At 33.8% G+C, this 24345-nt stretch carries 26 protein-coding genes and 1 pseudogene; 10 read left to right on the top strand and 17 right to left on the bottom strand.

The window, feature by feature from the left end:
• From I6L24_RS16705 to I6L24_RS16205, 13 genes are all read right to left on the bottom strand, one after another.
• Positions 1 to 261 (bottom strand): hypothetical protein (locus I6L24_RS16705; RefSeq protein WP_228733361.1); only part of this gene is annotated, 261 nt, incomplete at its 3' end.
• Between the two features lie 97 nt (positions 262 to 358).
• Positions 359 to 535, bottom strand: a complete 177-nt coding sequence (locus tag I6L24_RS16700) for a hypothetical protein (protein WP_228733360.1) — start codon at positions 533 to 535, stop codon at positions 359 to 361.
• A 7-nt stretch (positions 536 to 542) separates the two neighbouring features.
• On the bottom strand, positions 543 to 869 hold the full coding sequence (locus I6L24_RS16230; protein ID WP_005407440.1) for a VirB3 family type IV secretion system protein: 327 nt from the start codon (positions 867 to 869) through the stop codon (positions 543 to 545).
• The gene (locus tag I6L24_RS16225; protein WP_004644768.1) at positions 869 to 1174 is read right to left on the bottom strand and encodes a TrbC/VirB2 family protein; all 306 of its coding nucleotides are present in this window, start codon (positions 1172 to 1174) and stop codon (positions 869 to 871) included. Before I6L24_RS16225 ends, I6L24_RS16230 begins: the two co-directional genes overlap by 1 nt.
• 977 nt (positions 1175 to 2151) lie before the next feature.
• Entirely contained in the window at positions 2152 to 2304 is a 153-nt protein-coding gene (locus I6L24_RS16695; protein WP_228733359.1) for an Sjogren's syndrome/scleroderma autoantigen 1 family protein, read from the bottom strand.
• Between the two features lie 327 nt (positions 2305 to 2631).
• On the bottom strand, positions 2632 to 2802 hold the full coding sequence (locus I6L24_RS16690; protein ID WP_228733363.1) for a hypothetical protein: 171 nt from the start codon (positions 2800 to 2802) through the stop codon (positions 2632 to 2634).
• Positions 2803 to 3578: 776 nt separating this feature from the next.
• Positions 3579 to 3824, bottom strand: a complete 246-nt coding sequence (locus I6L24_RS16870) for a DNA topoisomerase (RefSeq protein WP_410550596.1) — start codon at positions 3822 to 3824, stop codon at positions 3579 to 3581.
• Positions 3797 to 3958: a hypothetical protein gene (locus I6L24_RS16810; protein ID WP_267460053.1), complete on the bottom strand. Its 162-nt coding sequence runs from the start codon at positions 3956 to 3958 to the stop codon at positions 3797 to 3799. Before I6L24_RS16810 ends, I6L24_RS16870 begins: the two co-directional genes overlap by 28 nt.
• 148 nt (positions 3959 to 4106) lie before the next feature.
• Positions 4107 to 4250, bottom strand: a complete 144-nt coding sequence (locus tag I6L24_RS16805; RefSeq protein WP_267460052.1) for a toprim domain-containing protein — start codon at positions 4248 to 4250, stop codon at positions 4107 to 4109.
• Positions 4251 to 7218: 2968 nt separating this feature from the next.
• Positions 7219 to 7350: a hypothetical protein gene (locus tag I6L24_RS16800; RefSeq protein WP_267460051.1), complete on the bottom strand. Its 132-nt coding sequence runs from the start codon at positions 7348 to 7350 to the stop codon at positions 7219 to 7221.
• Between the two features lie 205 nt (positions 7351 to 7555).
• Entirely contained in the window at positions 7556 to 8014 is a 459-nt protein-coding gene (locus I6L24_RS16215; RefSeq protein WP_216986674.1) for a tetratricopeptide repeat protein, read from the bottom strand.
• Between the two features lie 343 nt (positions 8015 to 8357).
• Positions 8358 to 8837: a hypothetical protein gene (locus tag I6L24_RS16210; RefSeq protein WP_216986673.1), complete on the bottom strand. Its 480-nt coding sequence runs from the start codon at positions 8835 to 8837 to the stop codon at positions 8358 to 8360.
• Positions 8838 to 9101: 264 nt separating this feature from the next.
• Positions 9102 to 9518 (bottom strand): hypothetical protein, encoded by a 417-nt coding sequence (locus tag I6L24_RS16205; RefSeq protein ID WP_216986655.1) that lies wholly within the window; start codon positions 9516 to 9518, stop codon positions 9102 to 9104.
• Between the two features lie 627 nt (positions 9519 to 10145).
• On the opposite strand from I6L24_RS16205, the gene I6L24_RS16200 reads away from it, so the two are divergent.
• A complete protein-coding gene (locus I6L24_RS16200; protein ID WP_068550235.1) occupies positions 10146 to 10400 on the top strand; it encodes a hypothetical protein in 255 nt (84 codons plus the stop codon).
• A 28-nt stretch (positions 10401 to 10428) separates the two neighbouring features.
• On the opposite strand, the gene I6L24_RS16195 is transcribed toward I6L24_RS16200, so the two are convergent.
• Entirely contained in the window at positions 10429 to 10749 is a 321-nt protein-coding gene (locus tag I6L24_RS16195) for a hypothetical protein (RefSeq protein WP_126562250.1), read from the bottom strand.
• Between the two features lie 1460 nt (positions 10750 to 12209).
• Here I6L24_RS16195 and I6L24_RS16185 point away from each other — a divergent pair.
• The 9 genes from I6L24_RS16185 (at position 12210) to I6L24_RS16665 (ending at position 20576) form a co-directional block, all read left to right on the top strand.
• Positions 12210 to 13079 (top strand): replication initiation protein, encoded by an 870-nt coding sequence (locus I6L24_RS16185; protein ID WP_228733358.1) that lies wholly within the window; start codon positions 12210 to 12212, stop codon positions 13077 to 13079.
• A 2583-nt stretch (positions 13080 to 15662) separates the two neighbouring features.
• Positions 15663 to 15908: a hypothetical protein gene (locus tag I6L24_RS16180; RefSeq protein WP_228733357.1), complete on the top strand. Its 246-nt coding sequence runs from the start codon at positions 15663 to 15665 to the stop codon at positions 15906 to 15908.
• A 362-nt stretch (positions 15909 to 16270) separates the two neighbouring features.
• Complete coding sequence (locus I6L24_RS16175) at positions 16271 to 16651, top strand: DUF6573 family protein (protein WP_026444446.1); 381 nt, start codon at positions 16271 to 16273, stop codon at positions 16649 to 16651.
• 152 nt (positions 16652 to 16803) lie between these two features.
• The gene (locus I6L24_RS16170; RefSeq protein ID WP_228733356.1) at positions 16804 to 17409 is read left to right on the top strand and encodes a ParA family protein; all 606 of its coding nucleotides are present in this window, start codon (positions 16804 to 16806) and stop codon (positions 17407 to 17409) included.
• A 175-nt stretch (positions 17410 to 17584) separates the two neighbouring features.
• The gene (locus tag I6L24_RS16680) at positions 17585 to 17830 is read left to right on the top strand and encodes a ParB N-terminal domain-containing protein (RefSeq protein ID WP_228733355.1); all 246 of its coding nucleotides are present in this window, start codon (positions 17585 to 17587) and stop codon (positions 17828 to 17830) included.
• Between the two features lie 1018 nt (positions 17831 to 18848).
• The gene (locus I6L24_RS16675) at positions 18849 to 19064 is read left to right on the top strand and encodes a hypothetical protein (RefSeq protein WP_228733354.1); all 216 of its coding nucleotides are present in this window, start codon (positions 18849 to 18851) and stop codon (positions 19062 to 19064) included.
• 37 nt (positions 19065 to 19101) lie between these two features.
• Positions 19102 to 19389, top strand: coding sequence for a plasmid mobilization protein (locus I6L24_RS16670; protein WP_228733353.1), 288 nt, complete (start codon positions 19102 to 19104; stop codon positions 19387 to 19389).
• A 118-nt stretch (positions 19390 to 19507) separates the two neighbouring features.
• Positions 19508 to 20254 carry a relaxase/mobilization nuclease domain-containing protein gene (locus I6L24_RS16155; protein ID WP_228733352.1) on the top strand — a complete coding sequence of 249 codons (747 nt, stop codon included), beginning with the start codon at positions 19508 to 19510 and terminating at the stop codon, positions 20252 to 20254.
• Positions 20232 to 20576 carry a hypothetical protein gene (locus tag I6L24_RS16665; RefSeq protein ID WP_228733351.1) on the top strand — a complete coding sequence of 115 codons (345 nt, stop codon included), beginning with the start codon at positions 20232 to 20234 and terminating at the stop codon, positions 20574 to 20576. Before I6L24_RS16155 ends, I6L24_RS16665 begins: the two co-directional genes overlap by 23 nt.
• 2027 nt (positions 20577 to 22603) lie before the next feature.
• On the opposite strand, the gene I6L24_RS16660 is transcribed toward I6L24_RS16665, so the two are convergent.
• The 3 genes and pseudogenes from I6L24_RS16660 to I6L24_RS16140 all read right to left on the bottom strand — a co-directional run bounded on the left by I6L24_RS16660 (position 22604) and on the right by I6L24_RS16140 (position 24220).
• Positions 22604 to 22753 (bottom strand): hypothetical protein, encoded by a 150-nt coding sequence (locus tag I6L24_RS16660; protein ID WP_228733350.1) that lies wholly within the window; start codon positions 22751 to 22753, stop codon positions 22604 to 22606.
• Positions 22754 to 23259: 506 nt separating this feature from the next.
• A pseudogene (locus I6L24_RS16145) lies at positions 23260 to 23839 on the bottom strand (LexA family protein).
• A gap of 105 nt (positions 23840 to 23944) precedes the next feature.
• Positions 23945 to 24220 carry a recombinase family protein gene (locus I6L24_RS16140; RefSeq protein WP_267460050.1) on the bottom strand — a complete coding sequence of 92 codons (276 nt, stop codon included), beginning with the start codon at positions 24218 to 24220 and terminating at the stop codon, positions 23945 to 23947.
• Between the last annotated feature and the right edge of the window lie 125 nt (positions 24221 to 24345).

The raw sequence follows: 24345 nt of genomic DNA, 5'->3' as shown, positions 1-24345 counted from the left end.
TGGATTGTAGTGATATAGACTTGCTTCAACCTGTTTGGCTACATCATCCAAAATATCGAGATCCCGCTTAATCTGCTTTTTCAGGGCTACTGGATCACGACTAGCTTTACTCTTAAAAATCTTTGTTAATCTGGAAATTTCAGGACGATAAAGAATTGTTAAATACAATTCAGTAGCCATCTGTTTATTCTTTTCACCCTGAAACTGCTGATAATATCTTTCATTAAAATCAGCAATAAAAATCATTTTCATAAACGCCATTTAGACGTTCATTAACTCCCCTAGATCTTATGCGTCCCAAACAGCAAGTGACCGCCACCTAAGCACGATAAAATTATTTAATCCTTCTTTACGGATTCTAATAATAATCGGCTTCAACTGTTTCAAACGAAATGCATTCTAATTTCCTTGTAGGCAATGTATTCACCATTTTTAAGCTTAATAACATTGTGGAAACATGATTACCAAACGGCAGATAGTCTGAAATTGCGACTTCAGCATTTGCGCTATCTTTAACTTGCTGTTTTGAACGCATGATATTGTTATTTCCTTTTCTTTAATTTAAGTGGCGAAAATGAGATTGCTCCCCATTTTTGATGGTTCTGGATCTGTTTCCCTCTTATGCGCCACCGCATCAATACTTGCTTTAATCGTTGGTCATCTACTTTTGTTATTGCCCGCATCCAGAAGTAAATAGGCACATAAATAGCTGCTATAAATAAAGTCACATAGGCACTAAGTAGATAAAAAGACCAACCCGCTAAAAGAATTGCTACCCCCGTCACCAACAAAAAAGGCAACATTGGAACGCCAAAAAGCATGGCAGGACGAGTGCAACCCCTGAAAATTGGATCAGAAAAATTCGACATTAGTTAATCAGCCAAGCAGCGATACCCGCAGCACCACCTACCAAAATCCCCCCGATAACGATGTTAGAAATGTCTGACCACTTCGCTTGTTGCCAAGCCAATTTAAAGCCAGCCCACATGATAGTGATGGTAAATACAGTTACAGCCACACCCGCTAAGACTGACTGAACATTAGCCATAACCGTATTAACTTTTGAGATTTGAGCAAAAGCAGGGCTTGAGATTAACGTCATGAACAACATCAATACGCTTGCTTTGATACCAGTCGTTTTAGTCGTTGTTATTTGCGTTTGATTTGCTTTCATTATTTTCTCCAAGTGAAGCAATTAAGACCTAGCGCATTAAGTACCAAGAACAATATTTTTGGAAAATCAAATATTGTTCATTGGTACTGTATATTTAATATATTACACTAAGTTTTAAACTTTTTGAAAATATTTTAAAAGATCATAGAAGATTTTAAAACTTTTTCTCTTTTTCTTTAATATTTGTGCCGTTAGTTAAGAAAAATGAAGCCCGTTTCTCCACTACTGCGAAGGCTTTGAAGTCTGTATTTTCGGTATATCCATTGGAGTTAGGCATATCTGCATTAGTAGCAATCTATGCAAGCTGTTCTGAGCTATTCATAGGAGGTGAGGGAGGATTGACTTTTACAGGCATGGTATTGAGTGAACCATTAGCAAAATAATTCAAATTTCTTGATACTTTCGCTACATACCATTTCTAAATCCTGATGAATGGTTGCAGTGTTATAGCAAGACATGCTTTATAAATATCTTTTGCCTATTTGCACCTATTTCGGCAGTCATTAAAGATAAATTGCATTGCGCTTAGATTAGTGCAGGGATCAAAAACTTGCTCGACACTAAGATTTAATCTTTGAAATTAGCACTATTAATTTGAGCAAAAACAACAATCAATATTTCGTCCCTGGCTAATTAATCTTTTGGCCACAGATACAGCTTCTTCATAGCTAGTCGGCTGTTTTTTAAGACCTGCGGCCGATTAACCCCTATCGCAAAAGGATTAATGAGGATTCAGATTTAACAATTGCAGACGCAATATTTACATCAACTTGTGGCGCACATTGTTGTGCCAAAACTACGAAATCAATCATTACTTTTTCACCTCAAATTTTGGCTTACCTTTTTGATCTGGATAAGTAGCGGAGCACCCATTTTTTATAGTTGGTACACCCCAAAAATAGCCATTTGCCCCATTGATCCGTCTTAAATCACTGGCACATTGAGGAAATGAATAGACTTCAAGAAGTGGCTTTTTATTAATTCAGGCAAAAGACTTTGCAATCTGTTTTCCGATTAGGACAGAACCAGATCGGATCTTTACCTTCTTTTTTGGATCTGAATAATGGCGTTGAGCATTTAGGGCAAGGATATTTGATTTTCTCTACTGGCAGACCTTTCTTGTCATCCATCGAGTGCTTACATTCTGATCATTGCAGATCCAAAAAATTCTTTAGTTTGCGAATTTTGGAAATTTATTTAAGCGACCTGTTTTACATTTAGGGCATGAATGAATAACTTTTTCGACTGGTTTACCCTTGTCGTCATTCATCGAGTGCTTACAGTCCTCATTACTACAAATCCAAAAAATTGATTGGTTTTAAGTATTCTTAAATTTTTTTAACTGGCTTTTACACTTTGGACAAGGTAATTGCGTTTATAGCTGTCAGTTTTGAAGCTGTACTTAGCTCTTGAGCAAGTTGAGTGTATAAGGCAGAAACAACGAATTATATGAAGTTTCACCAGATGCAATTTTTATCTAGCTGCAACTCCATCTCTTTTGAATAGTGCAGATCCAGAAAGCTAAACTTAGCTTTTAACAGACTACCAATTAGATCATTCCCTAATTTAGTTGGTTTTAAGACTTTCTTTTCTACCTCCAGAAAGCCCTTATTCAGAATATTGGCCATAATTGATGAATAAGTAGAAGGGCGACCCAATCCCGCAGCTTTCCAATTTTTTAATTTAGTGAAGCTTCTGTATAGCGTTTTGGTGGCTTAGTTTGTTTTGCAATAACTTCACCGCTTTCAACATCAACAACAGAACCAACACTTCTAAGACCGGCACCACGCCTGAAGGCTCGTTTTCATCTTCATTCAGGCAGTCTTTACCAAAAAACCATCCACCCTTTTTTTTATTAGCTCACGGCTTTTAGCATGGAACTTATATTTTCCATCTTCAGACAGTAATTCCAAAGTACACGGCTTTATATTCAGCTTTGGCCAATTGACCTTGAAATAGTACGTTCCCAATCAATTGATATAAGCTTTTTGTTCTGTGACTTTCCTAGATCTTTATCAGTTATGTGAACAGGTCGGATTGCTTCATGGGCGTTTTGCGCCCCATCTTTTTCCTTAAAACTTATTAGGCTTTTCAGGTAAAGAAAATTGATGTTCATTAGCATAAGCAAAGATTTCTTCTACACTTTCATCAGCTATGTTTAGGCCGTCAGTCCGAATGTAAGTAATTGCCCCCTTGTTCAAATAATGCCTGTGCTGCTTTGGTTGTTTGTTGAGGGCTAAAGCCTAAACGCTACACTAGCAGCTTGTAAAAGTAGGGCTGTAGAGAAAGGAGAAGGAGCATTTGAATACTCTGTTTTTTCATTGCAGTTTAAAACTTTAAACTTTCTTAGTTTTTGCAACTTCTTCAGCTAAGGAACGATCTAAAACATAAGGCTGATCCTCAGTTACAAATTCCGTTGTAACCATTGCGAGATCCTATTTTTAGGCTCTTTATCAAAACTCAAATTAACGCCAAAGTGGTTAGTAACTTTGAATTTCTGGATTTCGATTTCTCTAAGGACAACGATTAAAACAGCAGGAGATTGTACCCGCCCCGCAGATGAAGGCTGACCCATAAGATTAGATCTGCAATAGGGGAAACTAGATAGCCCACCAGACGGATCTAAAGCCCTACGTGCTTCTTGAGATATACAAGCTGATAATCTAAACCACGCCCATTAATTATGGGCTTCTTAATAGCTTTTTCTGAAATTTCATTAAATTCTATTCGTTCAAATTCGACCAATACTTCCAGACCTAAACATTCTTTTAAATGCCATGAAATAGCTTCACCTTCCCTGTCTGGATCGGTAGCTAAATAAATCTTGTCTCTGCTTTATTCAAAAGGCTTTTATTTTTTCAATACGTTTTTCGCCACCGTCAAAAGTTCTGTCATATAACTTTGGCATCAGGATAAATGAATATTCCATTGCCTAATCATTGGCTATATCAATACCTAAGCCTTTCTTTGGTAGATCCCGAACATGGCCAACACTGGCCACAACTTTAAAATCAGATCCTAAAAAACTTCCAATTTTTGAACATTTGTTAGGAGATTCAACGATTACAAGATTCATGGGTTATTTCCAAATTGTGAAATTTAGGAAACTCGAAAGCCCACAAAGAAAAGATGAATATAAGAAAGCAACTACTTGAAATTTAGTGAAATCTACAAGGATTTCTAAAAGCGGCTGCATCTTGTGGCATGAAGCACACAAGATAAAACACATGAATAACTAGAAAAAATTTTAAAAAATTTCCATATTATATTTAAACTTATAGCCATTTTCTTAAATCCCGTCTTAGAGCTTTAAAGAATACAATCCAAAATATACCATATTGGAAAGGGCTTTTGTATTTTTTTTACTTGATTCTTATTATTTTTACTTCTTCTGTATAAATTTTTTTCTTTTCAAGAAATCATTAAGCCTAGTCAGATCCTTAAAGATCCTAGCTTTATCTTTTTCTCGTCTTGTTGTTAAGTCCAAACCTTTTGGCCTGACCATGCCAGTTTTGCTGCTGATAAAAAATCCACCTCAAATTCATTAATAATTAAACTCTTTAATAAATCCTTGTTTATTAGATTCCTCTAGCACCACCTCTGAAATAGAAAAATCAGGATCAATTATTTATAAAATCAGTCATCCATAAAACCTTTTAAAGCACCCAGAAACAAGGTGCATTATCATCAATTTAGGTAATCTTGGTAAAGTTTTTTTAAATAATTAAAGAAATTTTAAATATTTTAGCTAAATTCTGCTTTAGTCATGACTTAAAAACCTCGATGCTTGGATAAAAGCTGCAAGCTGCAGCGTTTATCCAGTCATCTATATTACCTATCTAATCCAGATCCATAGCAGATATATCAGAGCAAAGTGGTCTACTTTGCGAAACTGACGCAATTCAGTTAATTTTCCCTTCCCTGATTACCGTTGATTTTCAAGTGAGCTTTAAAAAGCTGTGCTTTTTAAATGGCGACCCGCAGAAAATAAACTGCACAATTTGATCTAGTAGCGGGATTTAAATAGTACATAGTACATAATATGAGGTTATTAAAAGGGGTCGTATCCGCACCATGTTTTTGCTGACATGGCAGACAAGGACTAAAAGTTTTGCACCTCTCCCCACACGCTCCCTGTCGAAGTATGGCAGGTATCTCTTGCGAGGGTTTCCCCAACATGCAACTGTAAAGCTGACCTATACAACTACCTCTCAACGTTCCGCTTTTGGGGATTCCCCTGTAACGGTTTAGCTCTCTTTCCTCTCGGATTCTCACTATCACTACGTTGCCACCAGTGACACTATATTCCCTTTAGCAAACTAAAAAGCCATAAAACAACCTATCGAAGACTTACTGTTTCACTTACAGAGGATGTCGATAGAGATATAGATGAACTCTTGATAAATTGTCGAGTAGCAAGGGCAAATAGATCAATTATATTAAAAGCTGCCATAGAAGAATTGAACAGACTATCTAAAGGATGAATTACAAGAAGCTGTTATAAAACACTTAATATCTAAGTTACGTAACTTGCTACATCTGTAATTTTACTTATAAACCGTAATTATTCTACTAACAGAAAGTTTTTTTAACTATAAAAAAAACCTAAAACATTAAAAAAAACTAGAATTCCAGAACTAATCAACAGATAAAGCCATAATTATTTTTAATTACAAATACGATGATATTAGCTGAGCCTAAAGAATCCCCTATTAAAAAACAAGTATTGAACAAAACCTATAAGTGAAGCCATAATATCTTTATCACGAAATTCGTAATGTAAAATTCTTCAAAGCATGTCGTAATAGATAAAATTATGGATCTTATTAAAAAAAACGTAACAAATAGAAATAGCCCCAATTAAAACTTATGGATAAAAACATAAAACATAATAATAAACATAAGCATTAGTACAAAGAATATTAATGAATTAAATTGAACTATGATTAAATTTATTACTATTTTTTAAGAGAATAGATGTTGATAATATTGTACAAAAAGTCATAGTCATATAAATTACTAATGAGTAACTATCAGACAAGCCTTGATCTACAAGAATTATAATAATATAAGGTTTTATTATTCCAGTATAAAGACCCCGATATAACAGAGCTAATGAGAATACCATAGAACAACAATAGACCCACTCTATTTTCTTAAAAATTTTTTACTTCTTTTAAATTATTTTTATTATCTATATTTTTATCTATATTTTTCTTAATAAAAAAAGAAAAACAACTGAAGAAAAATAATAAAACTAGAAAAAAACAAGTATTATAAAAATATATATTATTTATTTCATCCTTTAAAAAAACTTAAAATTAAAACTAATAGCATTCCAATAAATGTAGAAAATTGAACTACCATATTTCTAATTATTGCAGATTTTTTTTAATGTTTCATTATTATTTTTTTCAACCATCCATGAGCGAATGCTGAGTTAAAGTTAATGATGCACCTAAACCACCTATAAAAGGCAAAAAAAAACAGATAAATAAATATTTGTGAGATTCTTCCAAAAAGTGCTATACAATAAATTATGGTGTACCAATTAAAATAATTTTTCTCCAACCATACTTATCAACTATTTTTCCGTACAAAAAATGATAAAGCACCAGATAGAGCCATAGCAGAGTAAGCAAAACCATAAGAAAACAGGGCATTATTTTCTTTAAAATATAATGGCATTATAGTTGTAGAGGACCTATCATACCAAAATAAAATAAAATATTAAATGAAACAAAATTTTTATAAAATAATCCTTTTCCATAATTTTTTAAACTTCAAATAAAATTATATAATTATACTTTATTTTTACATAAAAAATTTGATTTTATAAATTTTTAGTATATTTATAAATATACACCATAAAATGGTGTATTAAATATACTCAAAAGGAAACTTAAAATGAAATTTATTTGTATCATCACCTGCTATTGTTAAAGTATCATACAAAACTGCTTATGCTTTAAAAGTAGAAAGCATAATAATATGATATAAAAAAATCAGCTAATTTAATTAGCTGATTTTTTTATTATAATTTATTAGTTAGTTAAATCATTAATAAATTCAAGATTATTGATTAAGCTCTCATTATTTTCAAAAATACTTAAAGCATCATTAATTACATTTTTAGCTTGAACATAATCATTTGATCTTAAATAAATCTCAGCCATAAGTGAATACCCTCTTACAATTTCATTCTCATCATTTAAAATTGAATTTTTATAAAAAACTATCTTTAATTAAACCTAATATATCACTGTAATTATTGTTTTCATCTAATAACAAAAAATTATAAGCATAATATTAATATTTCTAAGTCTCTCTTCATATTCTGGACATAAATTATAAGCTTTAAGGTAACTATTAGACGATTTATCATAATGTCCCATATGATTCTGCCAATATGCTAACATTTGCCCAATTTTGATAATTATATGGCTCTATCTTTGTTGCCGTTTCACATGCAAATATTGCATTTTCAACTTGCTCAGATACACCATAACATCTTGATAAATCTAAATAATATTCATCCATATTAGGATCTAGTTCAAGTAAAATTTTAAATGTTGATATAGCATCATCTATCATTCCTAATTTCTCATAACATTGAGCTAAGTTATATAAAAGTACAGATTTATGGATATTAATTTTATTATTTATATCATCCCCATGATATTTATTTATATTATCTAGACATTCTAATATTTGGAGTTTAGCATCCAACAATTTACCTTCTTTAAATAAAATTAAAGCATATCCATTTCTATTAAATATTTTTTCAAAAGTCAATTTTTCAAAATCATCATTTTCTTCTGTTATTGTACTATTAAGCATAAGCTCATATGCTTCATTCAGAAGATTTTTTGACTTTCTACATCTAACAACTCTTTCGAATGTAATCTAACATATAGCATTGCTTTTGAGTATAAAGCTCTAGTAGAGTCTATTTTAAATAAATCATCATCAGATTCCACCCATTTATTAGAATAATATTCAGATTTAATTTTATTTCCTAAAATCAACTCTGATATAGATAACAAATTCCAAATATATTTATCCTGAAATTTAGTTTTCAGTATTTCTCCAATATTTAATGCTGTTAAAGCATCTCCTGCATTTATATATTCAAATGCAATATCTATAAGATCATGATATTTACTTTTTTCAAAATCATATTTTAAAAATCAAAAATTAAATTATTTACTTTTAAGTCATCATTATTAATATAACTACTATATTCAGAATTACTATAATCTATACTTACATCCCACTTTCCAATAATTCTTGCAATTCTATAAAAAGTTAAACTATTTTCATCCAAATCTCTTCTTGTTTTTATATTTACTTTAATATCACAATTAAACAATGTATTTATATATTGTATTACTGCTATATAATTTTTATCTAAAATTTCTTTAAATCTATATCTAATTCTTTGATCTGGAGAAATAGATTCAGTTAGACTTAAATTTGAATTATAAAATCTAACTCTAACATTTTCATTTAATGGAAAAAATAAATAAAGGTATTTCAATATGGTTTGTGGTACTTTTTCTTCATTTATATCGAGCTGATTCAATAAATCTTTCACAGAACTAAGAGAAACATAACTACTATCATGATGAGAAACATTTATCACCAATTTATCTCTAAGCATATAAGAACCTTATTAAAATTTTTTTTTATTTAAGCAAACTTTATACCAAAAGTTAGAAAATATAAGTTGTTGAAAATTAAATAATATTTATAAAGTCACATTGTGTCATGATATTCAACGACCCATGTTGGTGTAAAAAGCACCAATATATAACAATTAATGCACTTTTTTAGTTCTAGATCATATATATATTACATTATATCCCCCAACTCATGCCCCGATCTTGCTTAGGTTGGGGCTTATCCATCTCCTTTTGCCGTTCTTTCATTTGGATGATATTCGCTTCAATATCTCGGATGTTTCGAGCAAATTCTGCTGTGCTTTGGCTACTTGTGACGAGACTGAACGCTGTACGGTTGAGATTTTCTCCAGTACGTCCTCGTAGTTCGTTGTAATTTGGCTCATCTCTTTGACTTTGCCATTGATCTGCTCGGTATAGGTCGCTGTATTTCTTTCCAGTTCGTGAAATTGCGTCTGTGTTGTCGCTAATGACTTTTGTGTTTGCACTAAGTCTTTCTGCACGCTCTCCATTGTCTTTGATTGTGCTGACAAGGCTTGGATAATTTTGCCTTGCATCACTTCTAAACTCTGCTGTTGCTGTTTCAACTGCTTTTGTTGTTCCAGTAATTGCTGCTGTTGTTCTTCGATGATTCTCAATAATTGTGTTTCTAATTCGGTCATTATCTAGTATCCCATTGGAATCATGTAACTGCCCTGCCATTCCCCTGCTTTCTTGTTGATCTGAATACAAAGTCGAGGATTCTTGCCTGTTTGACTGGTGCATGTGCTGATATTCAGACTCCCCCCTGATTTGTTCAGGTGATCGACTCGCATTTCTTTCTCGTTGATAACGCTGTTCAAGGTCTGAATCTCGCTGTATTTGCTTTTGCCCACAAAACCTAGCGCAATAATCAATACTTATTAAAATTAAGGCAGTCGTACAGACTAAAAATTTAATCAAATGACACGGTATATAAATTCTAGTAGGTACTGGCATGAATCTTGTAAAACTAAAGGCGCTCAACTCTCTCCACATTCCCCACAGCCTTCACTTCGTTCAGGCAGATGGTGAACGTGGAGAGAGTTTCGGCAATACTCACCCTAAGGGCGGTCATCTAAAAAAATGACACATCCCCTAAGTATTGCCGATTTAACCTGATAGGCTGACGGAGCCACGCATCGTTATAACCCCACGTTAAAACATACTATTGCAATGCTACTTCTCATAAATGGCGACCCGATATAAGTAGTAAATTATTTAAAAAGGACTTAATATCCACCTGTGGACATTTATTAAATGGATAAGTTATGACTGAAGAACTAGGAACAGAAACAGAAACAGAAGGAAAGGTATTAGATCGCAGAAAAAGATATAGAAAAAAGCCTACTACCAAAACTCCACTTTCAGTTTATTTCAATATGGATGTTCCTGAAGATGTTGAGGCACTGGAAGCCTTAGAATATTTAAAAGATATTTATGGCGGGGAAAAACACGGAAAAAGTGTAGCAGTCAAAGAAGTTTTAAGAATTTTCTATAAACAATTACAAGAAAAAAAAGCCTGATTAAATCAGGCTTTTTTCTTGCAAAAACTTAGGACTTTTTAACTGTAGTGACTAACTTGTCATCTACATACAGATAAACTCTTTTATTATGTGTATAAGATGAAATTTTAGGTTGTCCTTCTCCACCTCCAACAGATCCGTCTTGATTACTGCTGACGAATGAACAGTGAGGAAAGCCTTTACCTTTAGCCAGATCTTTTTTTACGTCCCTAATTGTAGACTGACATTCAGAAACATTAAGACCGCCAGCAAAGCACATAAAAGCACGACAGCCATAATTTTCATCTTTAGCTGCAACTAAGGCAGATGCACTAGCTAAAGTTAAACCTAAAATAAATTTTTTATACACAAGTAGTCACTCTATTTAGATGAGTTTTCCATTACGAATAACTTGCCTTCAAAGTTTAGAGATATTGTTTTGGCATTGCTGCACATTGAACAAATCTCTTGAATCAAGAAGGGTAAATTCCGTGTGAATCGAATTTTTCCTGATGCGGTATGAATGATGTGATCAACATCATTTACTTTAACAGTCACAAAAATATTGGAACTGCTCGTTCATACCAATTTCAACACCATAGTTATTGGCGTTGAAGTCATCTACTGTTTTCAAGTCATTCATCGTTAAAGCCATTTCTGCAAGATCCCTAGTTTTTTAAAAGTGAAGTGCGGATTCTTACAAAATATAATTAATTTAAAAATGTAACTGAAGTGTAACTGTGTGTAAAAGACACAAAAACATCAATTATTTTTAAACGCTTTTAATATATATCAAAAAGTTTAAAATTTTAATGAATAATTTAAAACATTTGTAAAAAGTTTGTATATATCAAAGCTCATATTTTTTTTAAGATCCCTTCCCTTTTTGTCATGTAAATATCACTTTAATAATCTTCTAAACATTTCTAAAAACTTTTTAAAAAAAACTAGAATCGGGTTTAAAAAGAGTTTAAATAGAGTTTAGGAGTGTTTAGAACAGTTTAAGAGCCTTAATTTCTTTTTGTAAAACATAAGTTTACAAGCCTATAACTATACGTTTTGTCGCTATAACTATACGTTTTGTCGCTATAACTATACGTTTTGTCGCTATAACTATACGTTTTGTCGCTACAACTATACGTTTTGTCACATACCTATACGTTTTGTCGCAAATAATCCACAGACTTATCAACAGCATACAAAAAATGGCTAAATTATTTTTTAAAAATCAGTAATTAATTAGGTGTTTAGCTCTAACATATTATATTTTTGCGTATTTTTTAGCCTTAATCCATGCTGCAATCTCAAACTATACGTTTTGTCGCAACTTCCCCGCATAACTATACGTTTTGTCGCAAACCTGCGATTATGCGTACTGGATACGATTATATATATTTTTCAGGAATTAACTAGATTCTTAACAATCTAATAAGTTGTTGTTTTATATAAATAATTATATTAAAGAACGATTTTTATTTTTTGGTGCTAAAAAAGATATTTGTATAGGCTTAAAATCATAAACTATACGTTTTGTCGCAGCGTAAGTTATTGATATTTAAATAATAGTTATAAATATTCAAAATTCAATATTTTTTAACTGGTTTTAGTGTTAAAAATAGCCATACGTTTTTGTCGCAGCGTAACTAATTGAAATAAAAGAAAATACTTAAACAGGAAAAACATTTATTTTATTTATACTACTACAGGGTTATAAAGTAATTTTACTGATTTTTAATAAATATATATTTTAAAAACAATATCTTATAAACTTAATTAATAACTATACTTGATAAATATACTTGTATAGTTATAATGATTTCAAAAGGAATAATGGATTTACAAAAAATGCAGAAAATTATTGGCTCACAAGGCTTAGAGGACTATACACAATCTAATACAAGGGCAAAATTGACCGATTTAGTTGTGACCCGCAATGATTTTCCTACTGCCAGATATAGCATTGATCTCAATCTTGAGAAGCTTATGTACTGTGCAATGATCATCGTGAGAAAGAATGAGCTTAAAAATAAGACCTCAATTACTCATGACGACTTCATTTATGTGAGCAGCGAAAACTTTGGAGAATTGACCTCCCCAATGGCTAGAAAGGAAGTGCTTACTGCAACAGATAAACGTGAAATTCAGCGAAATGCTGAAACTGCTTTAAAACGTATTTATACAAAATTTGATAACCCAACTATGTTGGTTAAAGATGGGGAATCTGACGAACCTGCTAAAGTTCCGATGATGACTTATTGCCATTATGACAAAGCAACTAAATGTATTAAGGTTAGATTCGCAAAAGAATTTTTTGAGTATTTCTATGATCTAGTTAAGAAAGTAGATGAAAAAACTAAGTCATTTAGTAGCCATGAACTGAAGCATATTATCTTATTTAATTCGAGCTATTCCCTTCGTTTGTATCGGATCTTAATGAGCTATATGTGGCGTACATCAGAGGTCACTATTGATCTGGAAGAATTAAGATGGATGCTTGAATGTGAGGATAAATATAAAGAGTTGGCCAATTTTAAAAACCGTGTTTTGAATGTGGCTCAGGATGAAATTAACGAACTTAGCAATATTAATGTCAGTTTTGAGAACGTAAAAAACGGAAAGGAAGTAGTTGCTATTAAGTTTATTTTTAGCTTTAAAACTGAATATAAAGAGCAAGGACACATCAAATTTATAGATAAATGAAAAAGGGCTATCTGGCTGCTGCAATTCCATTTAGTGATGATGGATCACACTTTAAAGCACCTGATCGTATTAAGCATTTCAAACCACCAGTAAAGGTATCTCCAAACAAATCAGCACCTTAGTAAATTGCAAAGAATTTTTAAATGATTACGGATATTTCTTAGGTAATCTAGACGAGGATACTTCTAAGGTAATCATGAGAACTCTATTGACTGAAAAGTTAGATAAGCTTAATGCTCATAAGCCGATAGATATGGATTATTACTTCTGGTTACAGGCAAAACGAGGGATTATCACCAATAACAATAATGATAAGAAGAACGATCAGGACACGGGACGATCAGGATTAATATCTAAAAAGCATACCCACCATAATGTCTTAAACAGACTTCGCTAATTTAAGACAATATGGTGGTTCAATTTAAAACCTTCAAAATTCTTATTAATCTATATAAAAAGTATCTTTTCTATTCGCATCCAAATATTAAAATTTAATAATTAGCTAATTGATACCTTAGTCATGACTAAAAGTTTACGTTTAGCCTAAGTGGAATATTTTGCCATTTTTTTTAGAATTTCAATTTACAACCATATAATAAAAACAATAACTTAATGTTTCCCAGGATTTGGCCAAAACCTGTAATATTTTGCCAATAAATCTAGCTGATTAGTTTTTAAATATTTAGTTTTTGCCTTACTTACCTCCTACATTTTTTAGTTTTCTATGCTATCTGGTCGCCACCCCATGCGGGCTGGCGTTAGGTATCCCGTTTTAGATCAAATGGGAGCAGTTGCGGTGCTGCGGTCAGCTCGACAAAATCACAGATTTTATCGGCTTCGCTTGCCCCCTTGCAACGGTAATCAGGGAAGGGAAAATTAACTGATTGCACCACGTTCGCAAAGTAGACACTTTGCTCTGATATAACCTCTAGGGATCTTAACTAAACATTATTTTATTTCTTAGTCATGACTAAGTTATTTCTTGAATGTCCACAGGTTGGACTGATATAATGATTTTTTATCAGGACGCATCGGGCGACCTGAAATAAAAACAGGTATTTAGTTATGAATCAGGATTTAGTTTTAGTCTATACATTAAAGAAATCTGAAGTTGAATCAGTCCATTTTTTTTGGTTACTTAGACAATCTTAATGATCAATATGTTTGCTGTCTTACTAAAAAGAATGTAGGTCAATTAATACTAGAATTACAAAACAGTTATGGAGAAGCTTTGCTGCTGCTTCAGTTATGACTGAAAAAGATTATCTTTCAGAAGAGAATAACTATTTAGAACCGATTGAAATTTCACTACTGAATATGATGAAAAGTTTAATATCCTTCCCCCTGCCCGCACGTATGGAGGTTTTAACTTTGAAATGTTCATGCTGCGTCCCGAACAGTTGGGAGGTGGGCTATTCTCACACTTTTTAGTGATCTTTGAGCCATACACTAAAAAACGCCTTAAAGCGTATATAGAGTGACAGCTTATAGGAATGATCCATTCCATAAAATTTTTAATTCTTGTCCAATTTAAAAGAGATCCCGAAAGGGGATTTTTTTTATACATTCTTAATCATGACTAAGGGGAAAAAGGTTGTTCATCTTGTGTGTTTTATGCTCGTTTTAGGGTGTTTGTGTGTTTAATGTGGGGGTAGCTAGACGTAGGGTAAAAAAAGGCTATCAGCAGCCTAAGAAACGCAAATATAAGCATTAGAAAAGCAGACCAGACAAAATACTTAAATAGCTATTTTTATGAATTTATATCATTTAAAAAATTAGTCATGACTAAGTTTTTGCTTGAATGTCCACAGGTGGAACTGATATAATGATTTTATCAGGACGCATCGGGCGACCTGAAATAAAAACAGGTATTTAAAATGAAAACATTTTTCATCAGTTACATCATTAGACGAGTTAAAACTTCCGTACAAAAAAACTTGCTTTTAAAAATCATCCTGATCGTGGCGGTAAAACCGAAGTTATGCAGGAGATTAACAGCGAATATGAACAGCTTTTAAATCGCATTATTAATGAAGCTTCAAAAGATCAGTAATATCAAGATAGTTCGAAAATGGGCGTGGTTTCTGGTCAAGCCGTTCAGAACACTCTGAAGTTGAGAAAAAAGTAAAACAGGCTATTGATGCAATTATCAATCTGGATGGTTTAGATATTGAAATTATGGCGTTTGGGTTTGGGTTTCTGGTGATACTAAGCAGCACAAGACAAATTAAAAGAAGCGGGTTTTGTATGGAATCGAGTGCAATGTAAATGGGTTTTCATTGGTAAAAAAATCAAATGGTCGAGGTCGAATGACTTTAGATCAAAATGCGAGAGTTACACGGCAGCCAGAAAGTTAAAAAAACCAGAATGGCAGAAGAAAGACAACTTTTAACGCTTAATGAATAAGTCCCCGAAAGGGGGCTTTTTTTATCAATTCTCTTAGTCATGACTAAGCCTTATTATCCTTAGTCATGACTAAGTTTTTGCTTGAATGTCCACAGGTGGACTGATATAATGACTTTTATCAGGGACGCATCGGGCGACCTGAATAAAAACAGGAATTCATTATGCGAGCTTCAATAGTTGCAATCTTTACAAACTATTCCTACAGGTAAACTGGTTCATTTTTGCGGTCATGAGGTTTTAACTGGATCTAATAATATTTGGTTTCCAATCTTTGATGAAAAAACACTATTTCAAGAAATTGAAAAAATCATGATTAGTTGCCGAGTAGCCCACAATGTTACTCATATTGAAAGAATCAGAAGGGGAGATAATGAAAACGGTTATTTTGAAGATTACAGAATTACTTATAACTTAGCCGTTTAAGCTAGACCTCCCACAATGGGAGGTTTTTTTTGGTGGCGATTTTTTTGGTTTTTAGCTTGCCTAAAAAACATAAAAAATTGTCTATCTGTTCTGCTTTATATACGCTCATTTTGGCCTGTTCAGGTCGGTGCTAGGATAACCTAGCTTCATATATAAAAAAGGCTGTCAGCAGCCTAAGAATCGCAAATAAGAGCATCTGAAAAGCGGTTTAGCCAGGTATTAAAACGGATATTTTTCTACTCAATTTTCCCTATAAAAAAATTAGTCATGACTAAGCTTTTGCTTGAATGTCCACAGGTGGACTGATATAATGACTTTATCAGGACGCATCGGGCGACCTGAAATAAAACAGGTTAAAAATCATGGAACAATACATTTCAGTTTACACACGTCAGCAAGCCATTGAAGATGGTTTTTTAGTTGCAATCAATTCTCTTAGTCCTAAATTAGATGGACTGGCAAAAGAACATTATAAGCATCCTATCTGTTTCACTTCTGCGCTTTGGGCGGTAGTTGATAAGGCGGTAAAAAATGAAAAATGGCTTAATGACTTAGAGGGCGTTATTCATGACATTTTATGGATGAGCCGAGTATATAAGACACACCTAAGCCCTAGTGCGGTACGTTTTACTGTGATTATCACAGGCGCAGGTCGCAAGAGAAATCATATTTTAGAATTGCACGTTCATGGTGGAGATCAAGGAGAGCCAGTCATAACAATCGGTTATCCTGAAGATTTTTAATTTACGTCCTCCCTTTATGGGAGGATTTTTTTATGATAAAAAACTTAGTCATGACTAAGAAAATGCTTGCAATGTCCACAGGTGGACGTTAGAATATACAGCATAAGGACGCAATAGGGCGACCCTTAATAAGCCATTAAACTAGGTGAAATATGAAAAAAGTTGTTGCTTCAAATCAAAAGGGCGGTGTGGGTAAATCTGCAATCATTTGCCAGTATGCACACTATTTAAATTCTTTGGGCTTGCGTGTATTAGTCATTGATCTAGACCACCAGAAGAACACTACAAAAGCATTGATTACTGGCGGGGCTGTGACTGTAGCTAATGTATCTGCATTCGACATGCTGACCAAAGAAGATCAAACTATTTCAAATCCTGAAGCCTTTACTTTGGTACAAGCAACACCAGAATTAACAGCTATTGAAAAAAATGGCACTTTGCATAACAACTTTGCCACCAATTACCAGAAGTTTTTAAAATCAGTTGATTCTTTATTTGATGTTTGCCTGATTGATACCAATCCAAATCCCGACATTCGCCAAGTAGCTTCATTAATTGTTAGTGACTATGTTTTAAGTCCAATTCAATTGAATCAGGAAGCTATTGACGGCATCGGTGGATTACTCAAGCAGATCCAAGCGATTAATCAAAAGCTAAACCCAAATTTAAAATTAATCGGCATCCTTCCGAATATTGTTGAACCAACTCCATTTCAGAAAGACAACCTAAAAGCTATTGTTCAGCATTTTTCAAAGTAACCTGATCAAAAACTCAGACGGTAGCTATGCCTTCGTTAAAAAACGACTGCAATCGCTGAAGCGCAAGCGCAAGGCATACCTACAAATAAATTGGGTAAAACTAGCGGTTTTACCGCATGGGCTGAATTAAAAACAGTTTGTTGAAAGCATTAACAAGTTTATGGAGATTTAAGGAATGTTAGATTTATCAGCTTTGGAAGGTATTGATCTAGGTAATTCTGCACCAGTAGCAGACGGAACACCTAAGCAGATTCCACTTACAGATATTCTTGAAGATCCAGATCAGCCGCGTGTTGAGTTTCCAGAAGATCAGATGCAAAAAATGGTCGAATCAATCAAGGCTCGTGGAGTTAAAACACCAATTAGTGTTAAACCCCACCCAACAGAACAAGGCAAGTGGATCATCAATTTATGGAGCTAGACGTTTTAGAGCTTCAGTGATGGCTGGCAAGGGAAACTATCCCTGCTTTGTTGATAATGATCATGATTGATATGATCAAGTCATGGAGAATAAAGAACGCCTTAACCATTCACCTATTGAGCTTGCACTTTTCATCCAAGAAGAAAATTAAGCAAGGTGAGAAGAAAAACGTAATCGCTAAAAAGTTAAATGAAGATCCTGTTTTTCATTTCTACTCACTTAGCTTTAGTAGATATGCCAGAATGCTTATCTAAGGCTTATGATGCAGGTTTAAATCTCCAAAGACTTTGTATGACTTACGCAAACTTTGGAATCCTTCCCTGAAGAAGTAAACGCTTGGGTGGATGATCTTTAGAGAATGGTCAGGACATTATCAGATCTAGAGTTCAGGCTTTTATCTAAAAAGTTAAAAGAACCTAAGCAAGCTGAAGCGACTGAAGTAGATCAAGAACCACAGGCGCAAGAAAGCAAGAGCAAACCGCCATTATTGATGATAATGAATCTTTCAATTTGAGGGGATGATCAAGCTGAAGCGACTGAAGAACCAGAAGAACCAGAAGTTAAAAAACTGATGGATCAATCGAATCAGAAAGAGCAGCCAGAAGCTAAAGAAGAAGATCCAGACAAAATCAAAAAACCGCTTTTAGTTTGTTATTCATGACGGCCGACAAGCGAACCTGATGCTAAATAAAAAGCCTACTTCTTGGGTTTTGCATGGATCAAATACGAAGATGGAACAGAGGTATCTGTAGATTGCAGCAGCCTTGAATCGAGTATTTACAAGAAGCCTAAACCTATCAATGGAAAAAAGACCTTGCTTATGCAAGGTTTTTTTTTTGGCGGGTTATCCCGACCACCTAGCCTTGATTACCCTTAGTCATGACTAAGGAGAAAAGAGGGAAAAAAGAAGAGTATATAATCTAGGGCAGGATAGGCAGCAGCCGTTAAAATTGCCATTTTGTCACCCAGTTGATAAAATGGGATAAGCAAAAATATCACTTTGCTTATGGAATTAATCATGGCTAAAGACAATAAAATCTTTTTCAGAGTTGATCGGGCAGTGCTTGATTGGTGGGAGGCAAAGTGTGAAAAACAGGGAATTAAGAAAGGCGCACCTTTCCAAAAAGCGTTAGAACTTTCTTATCAAAAAGAGAATGATCCAGAATATTCAGGACAAGATTTTTCCTTGAATCTTGAAAAGGACTTAGCCGAAAAAATTCTATCAGTTAGCTAAGTTTGAAGAAGTAGATCCAGACAACCTGCTCAAAAAAATGATCAAGGATAAGTTATCTGAAATAGAAAAAACGCAAGACGTTATAGATGTATTTGAAAAAACATCACGCAAAGAATTACGGCTTAAACCAAGTTTGATGAAAGCCATTAATGAAAAAGCAGCACAGGTCGGTATGAAACCGAATCATTATATCATTTCGGTTTTAACAGCTAATGTCACAAAAGATTCAATATTCTTTAGCCAGGAAGAAGCTCTTAAACTTGGCGAATCAAATAGTCAGCTTTTGGCGATTGGTAGAAACCTAAACCAAATGGCTAGAATATGAATCAGGGTATTTATGAGTCTTACGATAGAGAATTTGTCGAGCGAGTGCATCAGCTAGTAAAAGCTCAAGTTAGGCATGTTTTCACTCTATTAGAGCGCAATAAAAAGAGGTGGGAATAATGGCTAACGGAAGCAGTAAGACTACCAGAGAAGTGCAAAGCACTTTGCTTGCTCATGGTGAGCAGCTACTTAACGGATCTAAAGTTAAGCGTGTTAATCAGACCCAAAGTTTAGATACTTTTTTAAATGATCTGTCTAAGCCTAAAAATGGATCTGGCCATTCAGCTAAATCAGCCCTAAATCATCTCCAAATAGCGTTAAGGCAAACTTTAAATAGAATCAGTAAAAAGACCCCTGAAGTAATGGTCAAGGTTACTGGTGGAGGTAATTCTATGGGGAAGGTGAAAGCCCACATGGGATATATCACACGAAATGGGCAATTAGAGGGAATTGATCAGGACGGAAATAAAGTTAATGGTAAGGATGATATAGAAGATACTGCTGAAGATTGGCAAATGTCAGGTACACCTATTTCTGATGAAGAATCTAAATATAAGCAGGCTTTTAATATTGTGTTATCTATGCCGAAAGGTACGGATGAAAAGGCGTTTTATGATGCTGCAAAAGAATTTGCAGAGGAACATTTTAAAGACCATAAATATATGATGGTGCAGCATACCTTTACCAATGACCCTTCAAAAGATCCAAGTGAAAACCCGCATGTGCATGTTGTTGTTAAAGCTGTTTCTGAAAAAGGGGATCGGTTAAATATCAGGAAGGCTGATCTTCAGGAATGGCGAGAAAGTTTTGCTGAAAAATTAAGATCCAGAGGGATTGAAGCGAATGCGACAAAACGGTATAGCTAGGCTTCAAAAAAATAGAAGTGATAAGCAGTCAGTTAAACAAATGAAAGAGCAGGGCAAATCGTTTAAGCGATATGGTAAAAATAAGGCAAGTCCAGAACGTGTCCAGAAAGCTAAACAGCAAGAAAAAGAAGCATTGACGCATTACAAGGAAATTACTAAAGCTCTATCACAGTCACCAGATCCGCAAGATAGAAAACTAGCAGTTGATCTAGTGGACTATTTACGGAAACAGGTAGAAGTGAAAAAACCACAGCCACAGATTCAACCTAATAAGCCAGATCCACAACAAAGATTGAACAAAGGGAAGGAACAAGAACGCTAACGAGATAGTTATCGTACTGAATTGCTCTTACAATTCTAGATACATATAATGATCTTTCCGATCAGGTTTCTCTAGAATTGTGATTTATTTTCAATACTTAGGATTGGTTTATAGCGTTGGATATATTCAACTAAATCGCGGCTATCCCACACCTCTATAGTATGGCCATAACCTGCGGGTAATGGAGAACCATCATTAAAAAATAAGCTAGCAATATAAGATCTTTAGTATATTCGCATGCAGAAATAGAGATACTCATTAGGTGACACTTTTATATTAGTTGTTCTACTATCGGCCTGTAGTCAATCAAACTATTTGATTCAATCCTAGTTATGAGATCAGAAGGACTTTAATTCATCCATTGTAATTCGGTAAGGTTAACTCATCATCACTAAAAATTTTTACTTGATCTTGACCTAAGTGCATGATGAGATAAATATCTATCAAAATTTTCTATCTGTGAGTTAATCGAATTACAGGAATCTTTAAGTTGTTTGTAGTATCAAAAACATCGAGATAATATTCTGAATATTGATTGAATACCTACTTGGTATTTGCGTTCTAAAGCCTTGTGCTTTAATACTAAAACATCATCAGGTGGTGTCTGCGGTAATTGAAGGAAGGGCTTAGGGAGAATTTTTTGGCAATTTGTCGTATTGTTTCAAGTACTCTTTATAATGACGCGCGAATTTTCACCTACATATTTGGCAAAAATTTTTAGTGGTACTACCACTAAACGAAAGAGATGTTTTCCAATCGAAACAATATCATTAATATCAACAGCCATCTTTTTTCCTAAAAATAGTTCGTCACTTTATTAAATATTTATAATCGTAGTAGAAAGTCTATATTTAAACTATAGAATTTATTGCTCTCTCACAATTTCTAGTGCATATACTACTTTTCATTAGGGCAATACTGCTTTTGGGAAAACTTTTCATGACAGGCCGATCCAATAATTTTTTTATCTGTATTAAAGTAAAAGTATCTCTAAGGTCATAAGGTACATTGACCATATTAAAAACAGGTATAAATCGGCGTTTTCCACGTAATGACTAAAGGCTTTAATGAGGATTTCTTTAAAAACTATTTCTTGATCATAGCTCACCTATATAGGTACAGAGGCCGTTATTTTTTCTCATTAAAGCTAACGTCTTTACTTCTTTTATCTATGATCAAAGTAGGGTTATACACCTGTTTAAGGCCATAACAAGACTCTACTATTAAAAGAGCTTATAAACGGCTGCATGATTTGTGTAATTTCAATTCCTGTTATTCCTTTAGAGCCAGGTGGCAAGTCACATGCAAAAAAATTATCTTAGTCGATGACTAATTATTAAACACTCATGAAGTTGATCACCATTTAAAGTAATTGGGAGTACAGCTATTACGTGACATATCCAATTTCTATCAGGTAGCATACTGGCACCTAATCCTATTTTCTCTTACCAAATTTATTCTGTATATGCATCGAGTGCAATCCATAAGTTTATTACTTGATTCTACTTGGGTTCATGTCCGTGAATAAGTCATAGAATATGAGTGGCTTAGGTTCAAGACAAGTGAGCGATAAGCTCCACATTTTTTAAATCCAATATTCTTCTAGGTAGGAGCTGATCAACCATTGAGGTAGCAAATTTAGAAAGTACTAAACTATTGTCTGATGGATCGGGGTAAAGCGTAAGACAAAGATTTATTAAAAAGGCTCAGAAGTATCAAATGGATTAGATTGAACAAATACTAATAATACAGCCACATAGTAAATTTTCACTTCTTAAACGGCTTACGGGCATCCTGAACATAAGCGTAATCGTTCTTCTTTAAGATCCTCACAGCTATAAACTATTCTGGCCAAGGAACGGCGTGCTATTATTTGTTTTTTTGCTTTAGGACTTTGCTCAATTTCAATGCAAGAATTCCCTGTAATTCTAATAGTGTTCTGGTGCATGACTACAGAGAATTGATCTGCTATTCATGTAAGGGTGAAGCACAGACAAAATCTAGAACTGTATTAATGCTTAGGCTATTCAGCTGTTTAGTATGCTTTCTACCAAATCCCCCATATCTTCACTAACTTCTATAGATTGATATAAGCCCTCAATCGAACAATAGTCCATTGAAACAAGGTTACATACACCTTTTAAATAACTATTCTTTTTAGCGATATGATTAGCCATTTTTTGCTTCTGTTTTAAGTCCGCCCAATGCCAATACAGGCCGGCAAACCTAGCCAACGTGAGAGCCGATTCCAGATTAATGAGCATACATCAGTTAGATCATAATTTGAAGGCATAGCAGTTTGATCTAAAAAGCATTATCAATCTGAATAAATTTCTTGTTCTTGAGGTGTAACTAATTCAGCTAGTACTTTTATAAATCTGGCGGGACTTTCCGCATATAGAGCGATAAGTACTCGAAAGAGGACTGTATATTGTGCTGCTCTACTAGCTTCCTGAGTTGAAAAAAGAGGTTCATCCCATCTTTGAGTTCCGTAAGTCTTTAGCTTCGTGTGTAACCGAGCCACCAGCACAACCGTAATTATTATAGAATACGATTACGGGCTTATTATTGCAGGCTTGGATTAAAGACACGTTCACAACTTACATAACAGTTATTTATGTCTACCAAAGCAAGAGATCTTATTTTGATTTTCCATGTAATTAGACCAATAGGATTAGATTATTTATGTTTCTAAATGGCTATAATGACAAAGGGTCACTACACCCCATATTAATAATTCTTGGCAATCATTAAGGTGAATATCGAGTCATAATCTGGATTTTCAGCTTTAAGCCAACACTTATCACCTTCAACCATTAACCGCTTAACGGTGAACTCATTGTCAATTAAGGCAATAACAATATCTTCGTGTTTAGCTTCAAGACTACGATCCACTAAAAGCTCGTCATCAATTTCAATGCCTGCGTCACGCATGGAAAGAGAAGCTACTTTGACAACAAATGTTGCAGCTTCATTTTTCACAAGGTGTTCATTCATATCTAAAGTTTTATCAATGTAATCTTGTGCGGGAGAAGGGAAACCAGCAGCTACTTTTTCTGAAGCTAAAGGAATACGTTTTAAAGGTTGAAGGATTAATTAAAGTTATAGTAGCTACATCATTTAAGGTAGTCTTTTTATGATTCGCTAAAAACTTCTTAATCTCTACAATACGTGATATTGGTACACGCATAGTCTTAGTGGGTTCATTGTAAAATTGCCTTTCTTCCTGCACCTTCCCTATGGACCACCTTTTCTAATTTCATTCATAAAAACCCCTTTGATTTTGTGACAAAATCAAATAGTAAACTTAATCTAATTGAAATACAATGTATTAAAGATAAATGGTAGAAAAATTTATGTGTAACCCCTTATTCTGTAGTAGCTACTTTTAACGCTCTTTGTACAGTTGCAACACCTACATCGAACTGTTTAGCAACACTTCTAAAAGTTGCCCCTTCGACCTTCATAGCTTTCTGTATTTCTGCATAATCTATTTTTCGTTTTCTACCTTTATATAAGCCTTTAGCTTTGGCTTTATTAATTCCTTCTCTTTGGCGTTCACGGATCATAGAGCGTTCAAACTCTGCGAATGCAGCGAGCATTTGGAACATAAGTTTATTCATTGCCGATTGAGCAATAATCATGACCTGAAAATCAGATTCTCTTTTATGAAAAATAATAGTTATGCCACGATCATTAAGGACTATTCACAAGTCTTCAGATCATTTGTATTACGTGCCAGACGATCAATACTGTGAACATGCACCGT

Origin of the sequence: Acinetobacter lwoffii (genome assembly GCF_019048525.1) — a bacterium.
In the GTDB taxonomy this organism is placed as follows: domain Bacteria; phylum Pseudomonadota; class Gammaproteobacteria; order Pseudomonadales; family Moraxellaceae; genus Acinetobacter; species Acinetobacter lwoffii_K.
This window is presented reverse-complemented; position numbering and strand designations above follow the sequence as displayed.

What these genes read in the sequence shown, in the direction of transcription:
- I6L24_RS16700 (WP_228733360.1), bottom strand. Translation starts at nt 535, where the DNA reads ATGCGTTCAAAACAGCAAGTTAAAGATAGCGCAAATGCTGAAGTCGCA.
- I6L24_RS16230 (WP_005407440.1), bottom strand. Translation starts at nt 869, where the DNA reads ATGTCGAATTTTTCTGATCCAATTTTCAGGGGTTGCACTCGTCCTGCC.
- I6L24_RS16225 (WP_004644768.1), bottom strand. Translation starts at nt 1,174, where the DNA reads ATGAAAGCAAATCAAACGCAAATAACAACGACTAAAACGACTGGTATC.
- I6L24_RS16695 (WP_228733359.1), bottom strand. Translation starts at nt 2,304, where the DNA reads ATGGATGACAAGAAAGGTCTGCCAGTAGAGAAAATCAAATATCCTTGC.
- I6L24_RS16690 (WP_228733363.1), bottom strand. Translation starts at nt 2,802, where the DNA reads ATGGCCAATATTCTGAATAAGGGCTTTCTGGAGGTAGAAAAGAAAGTC.
- I6L24_RS16805 (WP_267460052.1), bottom strand. Translation starts at nt 4,250, where the DNA reads ATGAATCTTGTAATCGTTGAATCTCCTAACAAATGTTCAAAAATTGGA.
- I6L24_RS16800 (WP_267460051.1), bottom strand. Translation starts at nt 7,350, where the DNA reads ATGGCTGAGATTTATTTAAGATCAAATGATTATGTTCAAGCTAAAAAT.
- I6L24_RS16215 (WP_216986674.1), bottom strand. Translation starts at nt 8,014, where the DNA reads ATGCTTAATAGTACAATAACAGAAGAAAATGATGATTTTGAAAAATTG.
- I6L24_RS16210 (WP_216986673.1), bottom strand. Translation starts at nt 8,837, where the DNA reads ATGCTTAGAGATAAATTGGTGATAAATGTTTCTCATCATGATAGTAGT.
- I6L24_RS16205 (WP_216986655.1), bottom strand. Translation starts at nt 9,518, where the DNA reads ATGACCGAATTAGAAACACAATTATTGAGAATCATCGAAGAACAACAG.
- I6L24_RS16200 (WP_068550235.1), top strand. Translation starts at nt 10,146, where the DNA reads ATGACTGAAGAACTAGGAACAGAAACAGAAACAGAAGGAAAGGTATTA.
- I6L24_RS16185 (WP_228733358.1), top strand. Translation starts at nt 12,210, where the DNA reads ATGGATTTACAAAAAATGCAGAAAATTATTGGCTCACAAGGCTTAGAG.
- I6L24_RS16175 (WP_026444446.1), top strand. Translation starts at nt 16,271, where the DNA reads ATGGAACAATACATTTCAGTTTACACACGTCAGCAAGCCATTGAAGAT.
- I6L24_RS16170 (WP_228733356.1), top strand. Translation starts at nt 16,804, where the DNA reads ATGAAAAAAGTTGTTGCTTCAAATCAAAAGGGCGGTGTGGGTAAATCT.
- I6L24_RS16680 (WP_228733355.1), top strand. Translation starts at nt 17,585, where the DNA reads ATGTTAGATTTATCAGCTTTGGAAGGTATTGATCTAGGTAATTCTGCA.
- I6L24_RS16675 (WP_228733354.1), top strand. Translation starts at nt 18,849, where the DNA reads ATGGCTAAAGACAATAAAATCTTTTTCAGAGTTGATCGGGCAGTGCTT.
- I6L24_RS16670 (WP_228733353.1), top strand. Translation starts at nt 19,102, where the DNA reads ATGATCAAGGATAAGTTATCTGAAATAGAAAAAACGCAAGACGTTATA.
- I6L24_RS16155 (WP_228733352.1), top strand. Translation starts at nt 19,508, where the DNA reads ATGGCTAACGGAAGCAGTAAGACTACCAGAGAAGTGCAAAGCACTTTG.
- I6L24_RS16665 (WP_228733351.1), top strand. Translation starts at nt 20,232, where the DNA reads ATGCGACAAAACGGTATAGCTAGGCTTCAAAAAAATAGAAGTGATAAG.
- I6L24_RS16660 (WP_228733350.1), bottom strand. Translation starts at nt 22,753, where the DNA reads ATGGCTAATCATATCGCTAAAAAGAATAGTTATTTAAAAGGTGTATGT.
- I6L24_RS16140 (WP_267460050.1), bottom strand. Translation starts at nt 24,220, where the DNA reads ATGATTATTGCTCAATCGGCAATGAATAAACTTATGTTCCAAATGCTC.